General features: G+C 68.5%; 15 protein-coding genes. 5 read left to right on the top strand and 10 right to left on the bottom strand.

All coding sequences use genetic code 11. From position 1 onward, the window contains the following. Positions 1-33 precede the first annotated feature (33 nt). Entirely contained in the window at positions 34-606 is a 573-nt protein-coding gene (locus KOI47_RS28240; protein WP_216217611.1) for a hypothetical protein, read from the top strand. 66 nt (positions 607-672) lie between these two features. Here the strand turns inward: KOI47_RS28240 and KOI47_RS28235 are convergent, their stop codons facing one another. The 3 genes from KOI47_RS28235 to KOI47_RS28225 form a co-directional block, all read right to left on the bottom strand. Then, positions 673-1,806 carry a trypsin-like serine protease gene (locus tag KOI47_RS28235; RefSeq protein WP_216209547.1) on the bottom strand — a complete coding sequence of 378 codons (1,134 nt, stop codon included), beginning with the start codon at positions 1,804-1,806 and terminating at the stop codon, positions 673-675. A 29-nt stretch (positions 1,807-1,835) separates the two neighbouring features. Next, positions 1,836-3,623 carry a PKD domain-containing protein gene (locus KOI47_RS28230; RefSeq protein ID WP_216209544.1) on the bottom strand — a complete coding sequence of 596 codons (1,788 nt, stop codon included), beginning with the start codon at positions 3,621-3,623 and terminating at the stop codon, positions 1,836-1,838. A gap of 121 nt (positions 3,624-3,744) precedes the next feature. Continuing rightward, entirely contained in the window at positions 3,745-4,716 is a 972-nt protein-coding gene (locus KOI47_RS28225; RefSeq protein ID WP_216209541.1) for a helix-turn-helix domain-containing protein, read from the bottom strand. Between the two features lie 201 nt (positions 4,717-4,917). Here KOI47_RS28225 and KOI47_RS28220 point away from each other — a divergent pair, with 201 nt between their 5' ends. Next, positions 4,918-6,849, top strand: coding sequence for an acyl-CoA dehydrogenase family protein (locus tag KOI47_RS28220; RefSeq protein ID WP_216209539.1), 1,932 nt, complete (start codon positions 4,918-4,920; stop codon positions 6,847-6,849). Positions 6,850-6,931: 82 nt separating this feature from the next. Here KOI47_RS28220 and KOI47_RS28215 read toward each other — a convergent pair whose 3' ends face one another. Beyond that, on the bottom strand, positions 6,932-7,723 hold the full coding sequence (locus KOI47_RS28215) for an inositol monophosphatase family protein (protein ID WP_216209537.1): 792 nt from the start codon (positions 7,721-7,723) through the stop codon (positions 6,932-6,934). After that, the gene (locus KOI47_RS28210; RefSeq protein WP_216209536.1) at positions 7,711-8,577 is read right to left on the bottom strand and encodes a DUF5919 domain-containing protein; all 867 of its coding nucleotides are present in this window, start codon (positions 8,575-8,577) and stop codon (positions 7,711-7,713) included. The genes KOI47_RS28215 and KOI47_RS28210 overlap by 13 nt, the downstream gene beginning before the upstream one ends. A gap of 161 nt (positions 8,578-8,738) precedes the next feature. Between KOI47_RS28210 and KOI47_RS28205 the strand changes: the two genes are divergently transcribed. After that, positions 8,739-9,029, top strand: coding sequence for an AMED_5909 family protein (locus KOI47_RS28205; RefSeq protein ID WP_332461428.1), 291 nt, complete (start codon positions 8,739-8,741; stop codon positions 9,027-9,029). On the opposite strand, the gene trhA is transcribed toward KOI47_RS28205, so the two are convergent. Then, on the bottom strand, positions 9,026-9,712 hold the full coding sequence (trhA, locus tag KOI47_RS28200; protein WP_216209534.1) for a PAQR family membrane homeostasis protein TrhA: 687 nt from the start codon (positions 9,710-9,712) through the stop codon (positions 9,026-9,028). The two genes, KOI47_RS28205 and trhA, sit on opposite strands and share 4 nt — an antisense overlap. 85 nt (positions 9,713-9,797) lie before the next feature. Here trhA and KOI47_RS28195 point away from each other — a divergent pair, with 85 nt between their 5' ends. After that, positions 9,798-10,574, top strand: a complete 777-nt coding sequence (locus KOI47_RS28195) for an isoprenyl transferase (RefSeq protein WP_216209532.1) — start codon at positions 9,798-9,800, stop codon at positions 10,572-10,574. A 51-nt stretch (positions 10,575-10,625) separates the two neighbouring features. Here the strand turns inward: KOI47_RS28195 and KOI47_RS28190 are convergent, their stop codons facing one another. After that, positions 10,626-10,886 carry a hypothetical protein gene (locus KOI47_RS28190; RefSeq protein WP_216209530.1) on the bottom strand — a complete coding sequence of 87 codons (261 nt, stop codon included), beginning with the start codon at positions 10,884-10,886 and terminating at the stop codon, positions 10,626-10,628. Between the two features lie 672 nt (positions 10,887-11,558). Here KOI47_RS28190 and KOI47_RS28185 point away from each other — a divergent pair. After that, entirely contained in the window at positions 11,559-12,905 is a 1,347-nt protein-coding gene (locus tag KOI47_RS28185; RefSeq protein ID WP_216217609.1) for a PhoH family protein, read from the top strand. Between the two features lie 60 nt (positions 12,906-12,965). Here the strand turns inward: KOI47_RS28185 and KOI47_RS28180 are convergent, their stop codons facing one another. The 3 genes from KOI47_RS28180 to guaB1 all read right to left on the bottom strand — a co-directional run bounded on the left by KOI47_RS28180 (position 12,966) and on the right by guaB1 (position 16,221). Next, complete coding sequence (locus tag KOI47_RS28180; protein ID WP_216209528.1) at positions 12,966-13,739, bottom strand: ABC transporter permease; 774 nt, start codon at positions 13,737-13,739, stop codon at positions 12,966-12,968. Then, positions 13,736-14,710: an ABC transporter ATP-binding protein gene (locus KOI47_RS28175; protein ID WP_216209526.1), complete on the bottom strand. Its 975-nt coding sequence runs from the start codon at positions 14,708-14,710 to the stop codon at positions 13,736-13,738. The genes KOI47_RS28180 and KOI47_RS28175 overlap by 4 nt, the downstream gene beginning before the upstream one ends. A 71-nt stretch (positions 14,711-14,781) precedes the next feature. Then, entirely contained in the window at positions 14,782-16,221 is a 1,440-nt protein-coding gene (guaB1, locus tag KOI47_RS28170) for a GMP reductase (RefSeq protein ID WP_216209523.1), read from the bottom strand. Positions 16,222-16,529 lie beyond the last annotated feature (308 nt).

The raw sequence follows: 16,529 nt of genomic DNA, 5'->3' as shown, positions 1-16,529 counted from the left end.
GCCATGCGGACGCACTTCACCGTGGAGGGATACATGGGACGGGGCTGGCACGGCGGCAGGGGTTCGCGCGGTAAGGGTGGCGTGCAGGGCGAGGTCCCCGGCGCCGAGGACGCCGCGGCCTGGTTCGCCGGGCGGCTGCCGGACGGGTGGTTCACCGGCGCGCCGGAGGTGAGCGTGGACCGCGACGAGATCATCGTGGTCGGCGAGCTGCCCGCACTGACCGAGGAGTACTCCGACGAGGCCGCCCGCGCCGCCGCCGAGGCCGGCCGGATCAGCCGGTTCCGGGAGGAGACCCGCGAGGAGCGGATCGAGATCGCCCGCCAGGCCGAGCATCGCTACCAGCGCAAGGTCGCATGGGGAGCCCGGCTTGGCGACAGCGAGGAGCTGTTCACCACCCTGGCCGCGCCGGTGATGACCCGGTTGCGGCAGCCGGAGCGCAAGGTGCTGGACACGCTGGTCGACGCCGGGGTGGCCCGATCCCGCTCGGACGCGCTCGCCTGGGCGGTCCGGCTGGTCGGGGAGCATGCCGAGGAATGGCTCGCGGAACTGCGCCAGGCGATGTCCACAGTGGACGATCTGCGGGCCAAAGGGCCGGACCTGGGCTGAGCCCGCGCAGGGGGAAGGTACTGGGGGAGGCGTCCCTGCCACGCCTCCCCCAGTCCCGGGATGGGGCTAGCTGCTGAAGCAGAAGCCCTGGTTGGTGCTGAAGCTCCAGCATTGGATGGTGCGGTTGGTGGTTGCGGTGTTGCCGTTGTTGTCGGTGACGGTGAGGGTTGCGGTGTAGTTGTTGGTTTGGCTGGGGTAGGTGTGGGTGGTGGTGGGTCCGTTGCCGGTGGTGCCGTCGCCGAAGTTCCAGGCGTAGGAGGCGATGGTGCCGTCGGGGTCAGTGGATCGGGTGCCGTCGAAGGAGCAGTCGAGTCCCTGGCACTGGACGGTGAAACTCGCCGTCGGCTCCTCGCCCTCACCCGGCGGGTCGTCCGGTGGCTCGTTGCCGAGCTGCTCGTTCGCCCAGTCACCCAGCACGCCGTGCATCCGCGCATGCGCGTCGTAGGACGCGCAGTCGGTGCGCAGCCAGGAGAACACGCCGTAGATCTTGCCGTTGTGCAGCCAGGGGCCGCCGCTGTCGCCGCGGCACAGGCCGGTACGGCCATCCCCGTAGCCGCTGCACATCATGTACCTGGGGTCGTACTGGAAGTTGATGTTCTTGCAGTTCTGCCCGTCCACGGTCGGCAGGGTCGTCTTGTAGAGCTGGGTGTTCCGCTCGTTGTCGTCCTTGTCGGTCATGCCGTAGCCGATCGTGGTTCCCTCGGTGCCCAGCGGCAGCGAATCGCCGGAGTCCGCGATCTCGGGGTAGACCATGCCTTCCGGGGTCGGGATGTCGGTCTCGGTGAAGATGACCGCGACATCGTGCCCGGTCCGCCAGCCGTCGTTCGGGTTGTAATCGGGATGTACCCGGTACTCCGCGATCTCGATCCGGGTCCCCTCGCCGGTGTTCGCGAGGTCGTCCCGGCCGTAGATCAGGTACTTGGGCTCACCCTGGGCGAACTTGCAGTGCGCGGCGATCAGCACGGCACGCTTGGCGACCACCGAGCCGGTGCAGGACTGCTCCGTCTCCCTCGCGCCGCCGGTACGGTGCTGCGAGATGATGAACGGGAACTCGTCCACTGTGGCCGGTGTCCCGTTGATCACCTGTGGGGTCGCGCCCGGACTCTCGGACCCTGGCGAGTCGGCGAGGGCGGGCGGTGCGACGGCCGCCAGCCCTGCCGCCAGCCCTGCCGTGCACAGGGCCTTCGTGATTCGCTTCATGATTGTCCTTCGCAGGGGTTGTGGTGGGCTCAGTGACCGAAGCAGAAGCCCTGGTTGGTGCTGAAGCTCCAGCATTGGATGGTGCGGTTGGTGGTTGCGGTGTTGCCGTTGTTGTCGGTGACGGTGAGGGTTGCGGTGTAGTTGTTGGTTTGGCTGGGGTAGGTGTGGGTGGTGGTGGGTCCGTTGCCGGTGGTGCCGTCGCCGAAGTTCCAGGCGTAGGAGGCGATGGTGCCGTCGGGGTCAGAGGATCGGGTGCCGTCGAAGGAGCAGTCGAGTCCCTGGCACTGGACGGTGAAACTCGCCGTCGGCTGCTGGCCGCCGCCCGGTTCACCGACGTGCACCTGCCGGGTGGCCGTGTCCGTGTTGCCCTCGTCGTCGGTGACGGTGAGCTCGACCTCGTAGCTGCCCTTCTCGGCGTAGGTGTGCTCCACGCTCGCTCCGTCACCGGTCTGCCCGTCGCCGAAGTCCCAGGCGTAGGAGGCGACGGTTCCGTCCGGGTCGGAGGACCCGGAGCCGTCGAAGGTGCAGGTCAGCGAATCGTCGGAGCAGGAGGCGGTGAACTCGGCGACCGGGTCACCCGGTGGCTGAGAACCGTCGTTCGGCACGTACAGCAGCTTGTTGGGGGTGTCGCTGGAAAGCCCGGACAGCTTGCCGGTGCTCGCGTTGTCCATGATCCACGAGTGCAACTGCGCCGGGCTGCTGTCCGGGGCGTCGTGCAGCCGCAGCGCCATCGCGCCCGCCACATGCGGCGCGGCCATCGAAGTACCGCTGAGCGTGCCGTAGGAGGAGTCGCTGCCGCGGAAAGCCGAGTCGATGTTCGTGCCCGGCGCGAACAGGTCCATGCAACGGCCGGCGTTCGAGTCGAACCGGCGGGTGTCGTTGCTGGTCGAGTTGCCGACCTGGAGCGCGGAGGGAATCTGGCCGCCGGGCCCGTAGTCGCAGGCGTCGCCGCCGTTGTTCCCGGTGATCAACGACCACTGGATGCCGGATGAGATCGAGTTGCCGATGGCCTCGACCGCGATGTCCGGATCGTCGGTGTAGACGCTGAGATTGACCACCGCGGGCTTCTTCGCGTTCTTGGTGATCCACTCGGCGGCCTCGATCAGGTCGACGTCCTCGCCGTAGCCGTCGCAGCCGAGGATGCGAACGGAGACGAGGTCCACTGCCTTGGCGACGCCGCGGGTCTCGCCGCCGACGATGCCGGAGACATGTGTGCCGTGGTTGTTGCAGTCCTCGCCGCCGTTGGGATCGGCATCCAGGTCCACCCCGAACGAGGCCCTGCCGCCGAACTCCTGGTGGCTGTAGCGGATACCGGTGTCCACGATGTAGACGGTCGTGCCTTCCCCGTCATTGGGGTAGGTGTAGCTGTCGTCCATGGGCAGGTCCCGCTGGTCGATGCGGTCCAGCCCCCAGTTCCGGGGGTTCTGCTGGGTGCCGCCGGGACCACCGATGCCGGAGCGGCCGCTCTGCCGTACCTCGGCCACCCCGGGGTCCGCGGCGAGCCGCCGCGCCTGCCGCTTCGGCAGGTTCTCCACCACATAGCCCCGCATGGTCGCGGTGAGGACGGCGTCCAGCGTGCCCCCGTACTCCTCGACGAGGGTGTGCGCGGCCCGTTCGGTGCCCGCGGCCGACTGCGCGGCCTGGCTGTTCGCGGCCAGGGTGACCAGGTAGGTCCCTTCGACCGGGTGCTCGGCGTTGACGATGATCGGTTGTTCGGGTTGCGCCGCGGCGGCGGTCACCGCCTGCGTGAGCGCCAGGCCGGCGCTCGCCGCGATGGCGAGCGCGGAAGCGCCGGCGCGTGATTTCCACTTTCTCAACTTTGCCTCCTGTGGTCAGGATTGCCACGGAGGAAGGTAAGTCGGTGGAACACCGCCGGAACAGACTCGTTAAATCGGTTCGTAAATCCGGATCGGCAATATTGTTAAACGGCGCCCCTGCTCAATTCACCAGACCGGCGGCAGGCCAGTCCCATCGCATGCCGACGATCCCGGCAGGCAGATCCCAGTCGGCGACCAGCGCGGTGTTCGACCCGCCGATCCACAGGTCATGCCCGGCGCGCTCGGGTGCGGTCACGGTGCGCCGCTCGTACCGGCGGCACCGCGCGGGCACGGCGCCCGGCTCGAACCGCACCTGGAGGACGTACTCCTTGACCGGCTCGGAGAACCGGTGGTCGTAGTTCACCATCGGCACGCCAGGGGAGAAGTGCCACTCGTACTCCAGCAGCGCGGGCTCACCCGCGTCCAGCATCCGGTCCAGGATCAGCTCGGCCGCGATCAGGCCGACCGGCCGGTCGGCTTCGACCCGCCCCGCCCGGCAGTACCGGACCCCGGCCAGCGTGGGCGGGTTCGCGGGGTCCTCGTGTGCCCAGTAGAGCACCCCGCAGCTGGACACCCTGTCCACATTGGCCCGTACCAGTTCGCGCAGGTGGACCGACCTGGTCCGCCGTTCACCGTCGATCGTGATGGTGACCTGGGTGCTGATCCTGCTCAGCACGCTGCGCGGGGGAGCGCCGACCGCATTCATGAGCTCGATCGGGCGGGAGTCGTCCCAGAGCATGGCCACGTCCAGGCTGCCGGGGGTGTGCCCGATCCACCGGCCGCGCGGCCTGCGCGGGCCCAGCAGCGAGACCAGGGAGTCGGCGGGCAGGTCGAGTACCTGCTCGAGCAGCCGGACGGCGCGGATCGAGCCGGGGCGCTCTGGCCTGCTGCGGCCGCGCCGCCAGTAGCTGAGCGTGGGTACGCTGACCCTGGCCCCGTGCTCGGCGAGCCAGACCTGGAGCTGGTCGAGAGTGAGGCCGCTGGCCTCGATCGCGAGATGCAGTGCGGCGGGGAACGGCCCGTTCCGCAATGCCTGGCGTAGTTCGGAGTGCATGCGCTCGCCGGGTTCACCGGCGGCCGTTCGGGTCGACATCAGGCCTCCCGCCCGCTCGATGCGGTTTCTCAGTCCCTCTTAACACCCTGAACAGAATTGGGCGACCCCTGATTTATCCGGTGCACGATCAGGTATACGTATTTATTGGTGTGGGGCTTGACCCTGGACGGTTCGTTCTGCGAATGGAGCGCGGCTGGGGCATCCTGGGCGAGGAACATCAACTCGCATCGGAGGGGCAGGATGACGGCGACTCCCGAGGTCTCCGCCTCGGTCGATCCGAACGTGCTGACGACCGTACTGGACGGCAAGTGGGCCGGTGTCCGCAGGGCGATCCGGGCGGAGATGGCGGACACCCGCTTCCGGGACGCGCACGACCTGGACGTCGAGCAGCACCGCGCGCAGGTGCTGGAGCAGTTGCACGAGCTGGCCAGGACCGGGCGACCGCGGCTGGGGTTCTCGCCGGAGTACGGCGGCGGTGGCGATATCGGCGGGTCGCTGACCTCGTTCGAGATGCTCGCGTTCGGTGACCTGTCGCTGATGGTCAAGGCGGGCGTGCAGTGGGGCCTCTTCGGTGGGGCCGTGCAGCTGCTGGGTACCGCCGAGCACCACGAGCGCTACCTGCGCCCGATCATGGACCTGGAGTTGCCAGGGTGTTTCGCCATGACCGAGACCGGGCACGGCTCCGATGTGCAGCACCTGCGCACCACGGCGACCTACGATCCGGACACCCAGGAGTTCGTGATCAACACGCCGGATGAGGCGGCGCGCAAGGACTACATCGGCAACGCCGCAAGGGACGGCCGGATGGCGGTGGTGTTCGCCCAGCTGGTCACCGGGGAAGACAGCCGTGGCGTGCATGCCTTCCTGGTGCCGATCCGCGACGAGCACGGCGAACCGTGCGCGGGCGTGCACATCTCCGACTGCGGCCGCAAAGCCGGGCTGAACGGGGTGGACAACGGGCGGCTGGTGTTCGACGAGGTCCGGGTGCCGCGTACGGCGCTGCTGAACCAGTACGGCGAGGTTGCCCCGGACGGGACGTACTCCAGCCCGATCGAGAGCGACAACCGCCGGTTCTTCACCATGCTCGGCACGCTGATCCGTGGCCGGGTGAGCGTGGCGGGCAGCGCGGGCAGCGCGACCAAGCGGGCGCTGGCGATCGCGGTGCGCTACGGCGAGACGCGGCGCCAGTTCTGGCACCCGGACGGGCACGAGGTCGCCATCCTGGACTATCTCGCCCACCAGCGTTGCCTGCTGCCCGCGCTGGCCACCACCTATGCGCTGCATTTCGCGCAGGAGGAACTGGTGGACGCGCTGGACGAGCTGCAGAGCGGCGGCAGCTACGACGAGCATCGGCAGCGTGAGCTCGAGTCCAGGGCTGCGGGCATCAAGGCGGTGGCCACCTGGCACGCCACCAGCACCATCCAGGCCGCGCGGGAGGCCTGCGGCGGTGCGGGCTACCTTGCGGAGAACCTGCTGCCCGGGCTGAAGGCGGACACCGACGTGTTCACCACCTTCGAGGGTGACAACACCGTACTGTTGCAGCTGGTCGCGAAGGGCCTGCTGACCAGTTACCGGGACCATTTCGAGGACCTCGGCACCATGGCCACCGCCCGGTTCGTCGCCGAGCAGTTCGTCGGCGCCGTCATCGAGCGCACCGCCGCCCGCAAGGTCATCGAACGCCTGATAGACGCCGCGCCCGGCCGGGACGATGAGGACGACCTGTTCGACCGCGGCTGGCAGCTGAAGCTGTTCGAGGACCGCGAGGAACACCTGCTCGACGGGGTGGCCCGCAGGCTCCGCCGCGCGGCCTCCGACGGCGCCGACCCGTTCCGCGTGTTCAACGACGCCCAGGACCACGTGCTGCACGCCGCCAGGGCGCATATCGACCGGGTCGTGCTGGAGGGCTTCGTGGCAGGTATCGACCGCTGCGGCGACCCCGCTGCCCGTGCCCTGCTGGAGCGCGTATGCGACCTGCACGTCATGGCGAACGTGGAGGCCGACCGGGCCTGGTTCCTCGAACACGGCCGCCTCAGCGCGAACCGTGCCAAAGCCGTGGTCGCCGCCGTGAACGATCTGTGTCAGGAACTACGCCCCCACGCCCGCACCCTGGTCGACGCCTTCGCCATCCCCGGCCAGTTCCTGGCCACCCCCATGCTGCCGGACGAGCCCTGAACGTGGCTTCCGGGACGTTGAACGGCTCAAATGTGCCGTTCGCGACGTTGACCGTCTCGAAAGTGCCGTTCAGGGCACTGGCTCAGGGGTAGAGGGCGAGCCGGATCTGATCGGTGATCTGCCCGTTGGCCCCGCTGATGGTTTCTCCTGAACTGAAACCGTGTTGCTCGCCTTGTGCGTCCACTGTGCGAGCACCCGCCTCGTGCGTTAGCACCACTCCGCCAGCCATGTCCCATGGTTTGTTGGACAGGATCACGCAGGCGTCGGTGCGGCCTTCGGCTACCCACGCGAGATCGAGGGAGGCTGCGCCGAACATGCGGACTCGTTCGACGTTCTCGGCCAGGGCCTGCGTGACGGCGAAGCGGCGGCGGTTCTTCTCGGCGGCTCCGGGGCCGGTGGCGTAGTCGCCGATGGAGACGATGGCGCGGCTCAGGTCGGTCGTCTCGCTCGCGTGAATGCGCTGGTCGTTGCAGTACGCTCCGCCGCCCTTGGTGGCGTGGTAGCGCAGGTTCAGGAACGGTGCGATGATCACGCCGACCACCGGCTCACCTCGGTGGACTAGGGCCAGCGACGTGGCACATAACGGAATGCCGTGCGCGAAGTTGGAGGTCCCGTCGATCGGGTCGAGTGCCCAGACATAGTCGGTGCCCTCGTCAAGCACGCCGCCGCCTTCCTCCTCGCCGAGGAAGTCGACGTCGGGCGTGGCTCGGTGCAGGTGGTCACGGATCTCGTGCTGGACCTTGACGTCCAGTTCGGTCACGTAGTCGCGGTCGCCCTTGGCGCGGACCGTGCCCGGCGCCAAGGTGGTCATGAGCTTCGCGCCGATCTCGGCGCCCTCCCGCGCGATGCCCAGCAACTCGTTCAGGTCCTGCACGCGGTGACCTCCTTGCTTCGCGCCCACATCGAATCGAAGACCTGCGAGAACGTCTCGAACAGGGCGGGCGGTCCGGCCTGCTTCTCGACCACGAACGTCGGCGACTCGACTCCTCGCGCGTCCGGCAGGTAGGGCTGCACCACACACGTGGCGTCATCGATCACGGTGATGTTGAACCGCACCGGCTCGTCGTAGGTGCGGATGCGCAGGTTCCCCCGCGCATCCGGCGAGAGCTTGCCCGCGAGCCGCTGAAGGGTCTGGATGTTCAGCCTGGTCAGCGTGGACAGGACGCCCTCGGGGTGCGATTCCTCCCGCTCGCGCTCCCTGACGTACCGACCGTCCGGATCGAGGAACAGGCATTGCACGACCGTTCCGGCTTCGAGCAGGTCGAGCAGTGACCGGTCCGGGTAGCCCTGGCAGAGGAAATTGAGCGAAAGGCCGACCAGGTCGATCTTCTTGGCGCCGTCGAAGAGCTTGTGCGGCGGGATCTCATGCGCGAATGCGGGGCGGCTCGGGAAGACGGCCGTCACGTCGGCCATCCCGTGCGGAGGTTGGGGTGCGGCCTTGGTGGAGGGCTCCGGTGCGAACTCGCTGTCGCCCGGATGCTCCTGGAAGAGCTGTTCGGCCGTCCAGCCGGGGAACATGGCTTCCAGGATCCGGCAGTGGTGCGCATACGGCAGACCTTGCAGGTCGCGGGACAGCCAGCGGTAGAACTGGGCCTTGCTCGGCCAGCTGCCGGCCAGCTCCGGCTCCACCTGCTTGGCGAGTTTGTCGTACTCCCTGCAGAACGTCCGGTGTCCTTGCAGATGCCGCCGCCGGAGCAGCACCTTCAGCACGGTTGGCTTGCCTGCCATCAGCTTGTCCCGCCTCAATCCTGGGAAGGAACGACCTTACCACCATGGCGAGACAAAGATGAGACTCAGCGGCCGCCGGGATGTTCGAGATGCGACATCCGCGGCCTCGTGCCGAGGCCCGTGACCGGACGACTCTAGTGAGTAACAAACAGGAGGTGCAGGTGCGGAACGGAACCGAGGCGGCGAGCCAGGACGGGTGGCGCCGGGCGAGGGAGGCGCGGACGTTGATGCAGGCCCACGAGACGGTGAGCGCCCTGCTGCCATCGCAGGACGCATCGCCTGCGGCGTGGCGCGAGTTCTACCGGCGCAGTGCTGCGGTGTACACGATGATCGCCGAGGTCGACCGGGGGCATCACCACGAGGCGCTGTACTGGGCACGCCGGGAGCAGCGTAAGGCCGAGGAACTATCGGACCGGGCAGGTGCCGGAGCGGGTAGCGCGAGCGCCCGCTAGGCATACATGGCGAGCCAGATCGCGATGTAGTGGGAGATCGCGGCGAGCACGGTGCAGGCGTGGAAAAACTCGTGGTAACCGAAGGTCTGCGGCCAGTAGTCGGGCCAGCGGATCGCGTAGAACACCGCGCCGAGGGTGTAGAACAGGCCGCCGACCAGGAGCAGTACCAGCGCGGCCACCCCGGCGTTGGTGGCCAGCTCGGGCAGCACGAATATCGCCACCCAGCCCAGCGCGATGTAGATCGGCACGCCGAGCCAGCGGGGCGCGTGCGGCCAGAACAACTTCATCGCGACCCCGGCGATCGCGCCGCCCCAGACCACGGCCAGCACGATGTATCCCGTGGGCTGGGACATCACCAGCAGGGTGAACGGCGTGTAGGTGCCCGCGATGAACAGGAAGATCATCGAATGGTCGGCACGCTTCATCCACTTGTACGCAGCCGGGCTCCAGATCCGGCGGTGATACAGCGCGCTGACCCCGAACACGCCCAGCACGGTAAGCCCGTAGACGGACGTGGCCAGGCCCGCGAGGGCCGACACGGTGGACGAGGCGAGCACGATCAGCACCGCCGCTCCGGCCACGCTGCCGAAGAACGACCAGAAATGGATGTGCCCCCGCAGCCGGGGACGGTTGGACGCTGGATGAGACCGGCCGGCAGGTGAGGTGTCGGTCGCTAGGCTCACGCACCTCAGGCTACGGGACCGTAGGGTTTCGTTGCCATGAAGTGGGGCGTGCCACCCCGCGCGGGGGTGCGTACGCTGCCGTGACGTGAGTCTTCGCTCGTTTCTCTCCGACGTCGTCTACAGCGTCTACGGACGGCGCTTGATCCAGCAGGCCGAGGGCCGCAATCCCCGGCATATCGCCATCATGCTCGACGGTAACCGCAGATGGGCACGGGAGGCGGGCTTCACCGACGTCAGCGACGGCCATCGGGTCGGGGCCAAGAAGATCGCCGACTTCCTCAGCTGGTGCCGGGAGGCCGGCGTCGAGGTGGTCACCCTGTGGCTGCTGTCCACGGACAACCTGCGCCGGGCCTCCGAGGAGGTGGAGGCCCTGCTGGAGATCATTCCCGAGGTCGTGGACGAGCTTGCCAAACCGGAGAACCCCTGGCGGGTACGCATTGTGGGCGCACTGGACTTGCTGCCCTCGGAGACCGCGGCCCGGCTGACCGGGGCGGCGGCGCGCACCGACAGCCGCAATGGGATGGCGGTGAACATCGCCGTGGGCTACGGCGGACGGCAGGAGATCGCCGATGCCGTGCGCAAGCTGCTGCTCCAGCACGCCGACGAGGGCACGCCGATCCGGGAACTGGCCAAGATTCTGGACGTCGACCACATTTCCGAACATATGTACACCTCGGACCAGCCCGATCCGGACCTGATTATCCGGACCTCGGGTGAGCAACGTTTGTCCGGTTTTCTGCTGTGGCAGTCGGCGCATTCGGAATTCTGGTTCACCGAAGCGTACTGGCCCGCTTTTCGCAGGGTCGACTTCCTGCGGGCACTGCGTGACTACGCAGTCCGACACCGTCGTTACGGAGTGTAGAAAGGGCTGGTGGCCCGCGGGTTTCTCCCGCGGGCCACCCGTCAGCTGCGGTCAGTCACCCAGCGGGTTCAAGATGAGGTGCGGAGTCCGCGCGATACCCGTGTAGGCGCCCGCGACCAGGGAGGCAGCGCCGTAGCCGAGCGCGGCGCCGCCCTCGATGAACTGGTGGTAGGCGTCGGAGAAGGTGATGAACTCGTCGTGGTGCGTGCCCACGTCCGGGGTCTGAGTGGGGGCTGGCGCGGCGAACGCGGTGCCACCCGCCAGCATCAATGCTGCCGTGGTGGCGGTGACAATACCGGCCTTCTTCAGCACTTCGCACACTCCTAGGTCGGGAATTGTGGCTACCGGAGCCACCGCGCGCTGGCGGTGTTTCCGGTGACTTGAAAATTACCTCACATTTGGCGCCGTGATAGTCCCGTTACACCATTGTGTGAGTCGGGACCGCGACTACTACACCCCTTTGGATAGCTCGTCCGAAATGACGCTGCGAAGCCTTCGGGTGCGTGGTATCGGCCGTTTACCGGAGCGGCCGTAAACGGGGGGTCGTTCGACCCGGCGACCCGTCCTTCGAATGGGTGTTCAGGCCACAACCCAAAGCTACCCCAAGTAGATCGTAACCGGGCTTTCACGGTCGGTCGATGTCTCGCGACTAACCGTGAGATGACGAATCGGCGAATCACCTGCCTGGCTGCCTGCATGATCGCCATGTCGCAGGTAGCTTCCGAGGTGATGGTCCGTGACCCATGCGGGCCGTCGCGGGAGGCCCTGGTCGTGGCAGTGCAATACGGAGCGGCGCAGCCGTTCAGACGCACGAGGGGGCCGGCACCAGGCCCTCGTGGTCACACCCGCTGACGCCTCGGCGATCGGCGGCAAGACCAGCCAGGGCGGTGCCCGGCCCAGCGAGTGCGGGCGCGGTGCCGCGCCCACGAGGGAGATGCCGTGACTGCGCAGCGTTCGTCCCGCGAGGCCACCGGCCGTTCGTCGATCAGTGCCACGGGCACTGGGGAAGCCTCGATCTCACCCACCGGCCAGCGTCACACCTATGTGCTGGACACCTCCGTCCTGCTCTCCGACCCCTGGGCATTGACCAGGTTCGCCGAGCACGCCGTGGTGCTCCCCTTGGTGGTGATCAGCGAGTTGGAGGCCAAGCGGCATCACCCCGAGCTGGGATGGTTCGCCCGTGAGGCCCTGCGCATGCTGGACGACCTGCGGCGCACCCACGGCAGGCTGGACGCGCCGGTGCCGATCGGCGAGGAAGGCGGCACGCTGCACGTGGAGCTGAACCACTCCGATCCCACCGTGCTGCCTCCCGGCTTCCGGACCGACTCCAACGACCACCGCATCCTGGCCTGCGCGCTCAACCTCGCCGTCGAGCAGCATGTGGTCACCCTGGTCACCAAGGACGTCCCGCTGCGGGTCAAGGCGGGCGCGGTCGGGCTGAACGCCGACGAGTACCGCGCGCAGGAGATCGTCTCCTCCGGCTGGACCGGGATGGCCGACCTGGACGTGCCCCAGGAGGCGCTGGACGGCCTGTTCAAGGACGGCGCGATCGACCTCGCCGACTTCGGCCGTCCGGAGGCCGCCGAACTGCCCTGCCACACCGGCCTGCGGCTGCTTGCGGGCACCTCCAGCGCGCTGGGCAGGGTCACCGCGGACAAGCGGGTGCGGCTGGTGCGCGGCGACCGGGAGGCTTTCGGGCTGCACGGCCGCTCGGCGGAACAGCGCATCGCGCTCGACCTGCTGCTGGACAACGAGGTCGGCATCGTGTCGATGGGCGGAAGGGCAGGCACCGGCAAGTCGGCGCTGGCCATGTGCGCCGGCCTGGAGGCGGTGATGGAACGCGGGGCACACCGCAAGGTGGTCGTGTTCCGCCCGGTCTACGCCGTCGGCGGCCAGGACCTCGGGTACCTGCCCGGCTCGGAGAACGAGAAGATGCAGCCCTGGGCGCAGGCGGTCTTTGACACCCTCGGCGCGCTGGTCAGCCAGGACGTGCTGGACGAGGTGTTCGACCGTGGCATGCTCGAGGTGCTGCCGCTGACCCATATCCGGGGCCGGTCCCTGCACGACTCCTTCGTGATCGTGGACGAGGCGCAGTCGCTGGAGCGCAACGTCCTGCTCACCGTGCTGTCCCGGCTGGGCACGGCCTCCAGGGTGGTGCTCACCCACGATGTCGCGCAGCGGGACAACCTGCGGGTCGGCAGGCATGACGGGGTGTCCGCGGTGATCGAGAAGCTGAAGGGGCACCCGCTGTTCGCGCATGTGACCCTGAGCCGCTCGGAACGCTCGCCCATCGCCGCACTGGTGACCGAGATGCTCGAGCACCACGGCTGACCGCAGTGAGTGGCCCGTTCGCCGCGAATTTCGCAGTGAACGGGCCACTCACAGCACGGGTCAGTCGAGGGCGCGGTGCAGGAAGCCTTTGATGCCGATGGCGCCGAAGACGACGCAGGCGCCGATCACCACCGGGATGTCCACCCACAGCGGGATCGACCGCACGGTGCCGTCCAGCAGCAGCGCACGCATACCCTCACTGACGTAGGTCAGCGGGTTGATCGCGCACACCACCTGGAACCACTCCAGGTGCTCGAGCCCGTGCCAGGGGAACTGGGTCGACCCGGTGAACATCAGCGGCACCAGGATCACCGCGAACATGATGTTGATCCGGCGCGGGGACACCAGGGTGCCTACGGTCATCCCGATCGCGGCGCCGACGAGCGAGCCGAGCACGATCATGCCCAGCACCCCCGGCCAGGCCGAGGCAGGCCAGTGCACGCCCTCCAGGATCAGGAAGCCGACCGGGATCATCAGCAGCGCCGCCACGATCCCGCGAAGCGCACCGAAGATCATCTTCTCGATCGCGACCAGCGGGATGGGCATCGGCGCCAGCAGCCGGTCCTCGATCTCCCTGGTCCAGGAGAAGTCCAGCACCAGCGGCATGGTGGTGTTCTGCAGTGCGATCAGGAAGCCGTTCAGCGCGACGATGCCGGGCAGCAGGATCTGCACGAAGTTCTCGTCCACGTACCCGATCCCGGTCAGCACCGTGCCGAAGATGAACAGCATGAAGAACGGCTGGATGATCACCTGGGCCAGGAACGGGCCCAGCTCGCGGCCGGTCACGAAGATGTCCCGCCACAGCACCGCGAAGAAGGTGCGCAGGGCCGTCATCGCAGCTCCCTCCCGGTCAGGTGGATGAACACGTCCTCCAGGCTGGGCTTGCCGATGGCCAGGTCGCTCACCGCGCAGCCGAAGGAGTTCGCCGAGGTCAGTACCGTTGGCAGTACCGCCGCGGGTTCGTCCGCGGTGTAGAGCCGGAACTGGGCCAGCCCGCCGTCACCTGCCGAGCTGATCGACTCCACCCGCTGCACCCCGGTGATGTCGGAGAGCGCGGACTGCACGAGGGTGGAAGGGTGCCCGTCCAGCCGCACCGTCACGTTGAGGGTCGTGCTGCCGGGCAGCGCGCGGGTGAGTGCCGTGGGGGTGTCCAGCGCGAGCAACCTGCCGTGGTCGACGATGCCGACCCGATCGCACAGCTTGGCCGCCTCCTCCATATCGTGCGTGGTGAGCACGATGGTGACCCCCTCGGAGCGCAGTTCGGCGACCCGCTCGTGCACGAACAGCCGCGCCTGCGGGTCCAGTCCGGTCGCGGGCTCGTCCAGGAACAGCACCTTGGGCCGGTGCATCAGCGCGCGGGCGATCATCACCCGCTGCGACTGTCCACCCGAGACGAAGTCGATCCTGGCCTTCGCCGACTCCGCCAGTCCCATCCGCTCCAGGATCTCGTCCGCCCGCCGGATCCGCTCGGCCCGGCCGACCCCGTGGTAGAGGGCGTGGAACAGCAGGTTCTGCCGGATGTTCAGGGAACGGTCCAGGTTGTTGCGCTGCGGCACCACCGCCAGCAGTTGCCGGGCCGGGCTGGGCGCGCGCACCACGTCCACCCCGTGGATCAGCGCCTGGCCCTCGGTCGGCCGCACCCGGGTGGTGAGCACGCCGACGGTGGTGGTCTTACCGGCGCCGTTCGGCCCGAGCAGCCCGAAAATCTCGCCCTGCGGTACCGAGAAACCGAGCCCGTCCACCGCGTTCGGCCCGTTGCGCCGGTAACGCTTGACCAAATCGGTCACGACTACTGCGTCATTCACCGGTCCAGGCTAGGCCGGGTCGCAACCGGAATGTCGGGGGCGCGATTATTCCAGCGGCGAAATCGGGCATATCACCAGCCCGCGGGCAATGGGCGGCCCTCGGCGAAACCGGCGGCCGACTGGACCCCGAGCACGGCACGCTGGTGGAATTCCTCCAGCGTGCCCGCCCCGGCGTAGGTGCAGGCCGAGCGCACCCCGGAACAAATCGAGTCGAGTAGGTCCTCCACCCCGGGACGGGCCGGGTCCAGTGCCATCCGGGATGAGGAGATGCCCTCCTCGAACAACGCCTTGCGGGCCCGGTCGAACACGTTGTCCGTGCGGGTCCGTGCGCCAACGGCGCGTTTGGACGCCATCCCGAAGGACTCCTTGTACGGCCTGCCCTGCTCGTCGTAGCGCAGGTCACCGGGCGACTCGTGGGTACCGGCGAACCAGGACCCGACCATCGCTGCCGAGGCGCCTGCGGCCAGCGCCAGCGCCACGTCCCTGGGGTGCCGCACGCCACCGTCGGCCCAGACATGCCCGCCGAGGTCCCGTGCCGCAGCCGCGCACTCCACCACCGCGGAGAACTGCGGGCGCCCGACCCCGGTCATCATCCGGGTGGTGCACATCGCCCCCGGCCCCACGCCGACCTTGACCACATCGGCACCCGCCTCGATCAGGTCCCTGGTGCCCTCGGCGGTCACCACGTTGCCCGCCACCACCGGCACGGCGGGGGACACCGAGCGCACCGCCTTCAGCGCGGCGATCATCTTCTCCTGGTGGCCGTGCGCGGTGTCCACCACCAGCATGTCCACCCCGGCGCCCAGCACGGCCTCGGCCTTGGCCGCCACATCACCGTTCACCCCGATCGCTGCGGCCACCCGCAGCCGCCCGTCGGCGTCGGTCGCCGGGGTGTAGACCTCCGAGCGCAGCGCCGCGACCTCGGTGAGCACGCCGGCCAGCCTGCCCTCGGCGTCCACCCCGAGCGCGAGCTTGCCGCCATGCGCGTGCAGCCGCTCGAACACCTCCCGCGGCGGGGTGTCCATCGAGCAGGTCAGCGGCTCGGGGTCGGCGACCTCCATCAGCCTGGCGAAGCGGTCCACCCCGGTACAGGCGGCCTCGTCCACCACACCCACCGGGCGGCCCTGCGCGTCGACCAGCACGATCGCGCCATGCGCGCGCTTGCCCAGCAGGTTCAGCGCGTCGGCCACGGCGTCGCCGGGGGTCAGCACCAGCGGGGTGTCCCAGACCGGGTTGCGCTCCTTCACCCAGGAGCCGATGTCCGCCACCGCCACCGGGTCGACGTCCTGCGGCAGCACCACCAGGCCGCCCCGCCGGGCGACCGTCTCGGCCATCCGCCTGCCGGCGACGGCGGTCATGTTGGCGACGACCACGGGGATGGTGGCTCCACTGCCGTCGACAGTGGAGAGGTCGACGTCGAAGCGCGACTCCACGGCCGAGCGGTTCGGCACGAGGTACACATCGTCGTAGGTCAGGTCGTGGGCGGGCCGGTGGCCATCCAGAAAGCGCACGAGACCCCAGGTTACACCCCGTGCGGCGGGCACGGCGCCCGCGGCCGGGAGATTTGTTGGCGTGCCAACCATTCATCCCCGCCGATAGCGCCGGAAAATTAACGGAATCCTAATTTGGGCGCAAGAATGGAGGAGCGCGATATTGTTGCCGTCCACAACGGATCGATATCGCTCATGCGGGTCATGCTGAGCCGGTGCCGATTCGGGTAGTCTGCGGCTGAGTTCGGCAAATCGGACAATCCCTTTCTTGCCGTTAACCTCCCGGACTGCCCCGGTGTCGCGGCGGTCACCTGCCTTTTCGGCAACCC

The organism is Amycolatopsis aidingensis (assembly GCF_018885265.1).
GTDB lineage: Bacteria > Actinomycetota > Actinomycetes > Mycobacteriales > Pseudonocardiaceae > Amycolatopsis > Amycolatopsis aidingensis.
The sequence above is the reverse complement of the archived record's forward strand: the minus strand, read 5'-3'. Positions and strand labels throughout refer to the sequence as shown.

What these genes read in the sequence shown, in the direction of transcription:
- KOI47_RS28240 (WP_216217611.1), top strand. Translation starts at nt 34, where the DNA reads ATGGGACGGGGCTGGCACGGCGGCAGGGGTTCGCGCGGTAAGGGTGGC.
- KOI47_RS28235 (WP_216209547.1), bottom strand. Translation starts at nt 1,806, where the DNA reads ATGAAGCGAATCACGAAGGCCCTGTGCACGGCAGGGCTGGCGGCAGGG.
- KOI47_RS28225 (WP_216209541.1), bottom strand. Translation starts at nt 4,716, where the DNA reads ATGTCGACCCGAACGGCCGCCGGTGAACCCGGCGAGCGCATGCACTCC.
- KOI47_RS28220 (WP_216209539.1), top strand. Translation starts at nt 4,918, where the DNA reads ATGACGGCGACTCCCGAGGTCTCCGCCTCGGTCGATCCGAACGTGCTG.
- KOI47_RS28210 (WP_216209536.1), bottom strand. Translation starts at nt 8,577, where the DNA reads ATGGCAGGCAAGCCAACCGTGCTGAAGGTGCTGCTCCGGCGGCGGCAT.
- KOI47_RS28180 (WP_216209528.1), bottom strand. Translation starts at nt 13,739, where the DNA reads ATGACGGCCCTGCGCACCTTCTTCGCGGTGCTGTGGCGGGACATCTTC.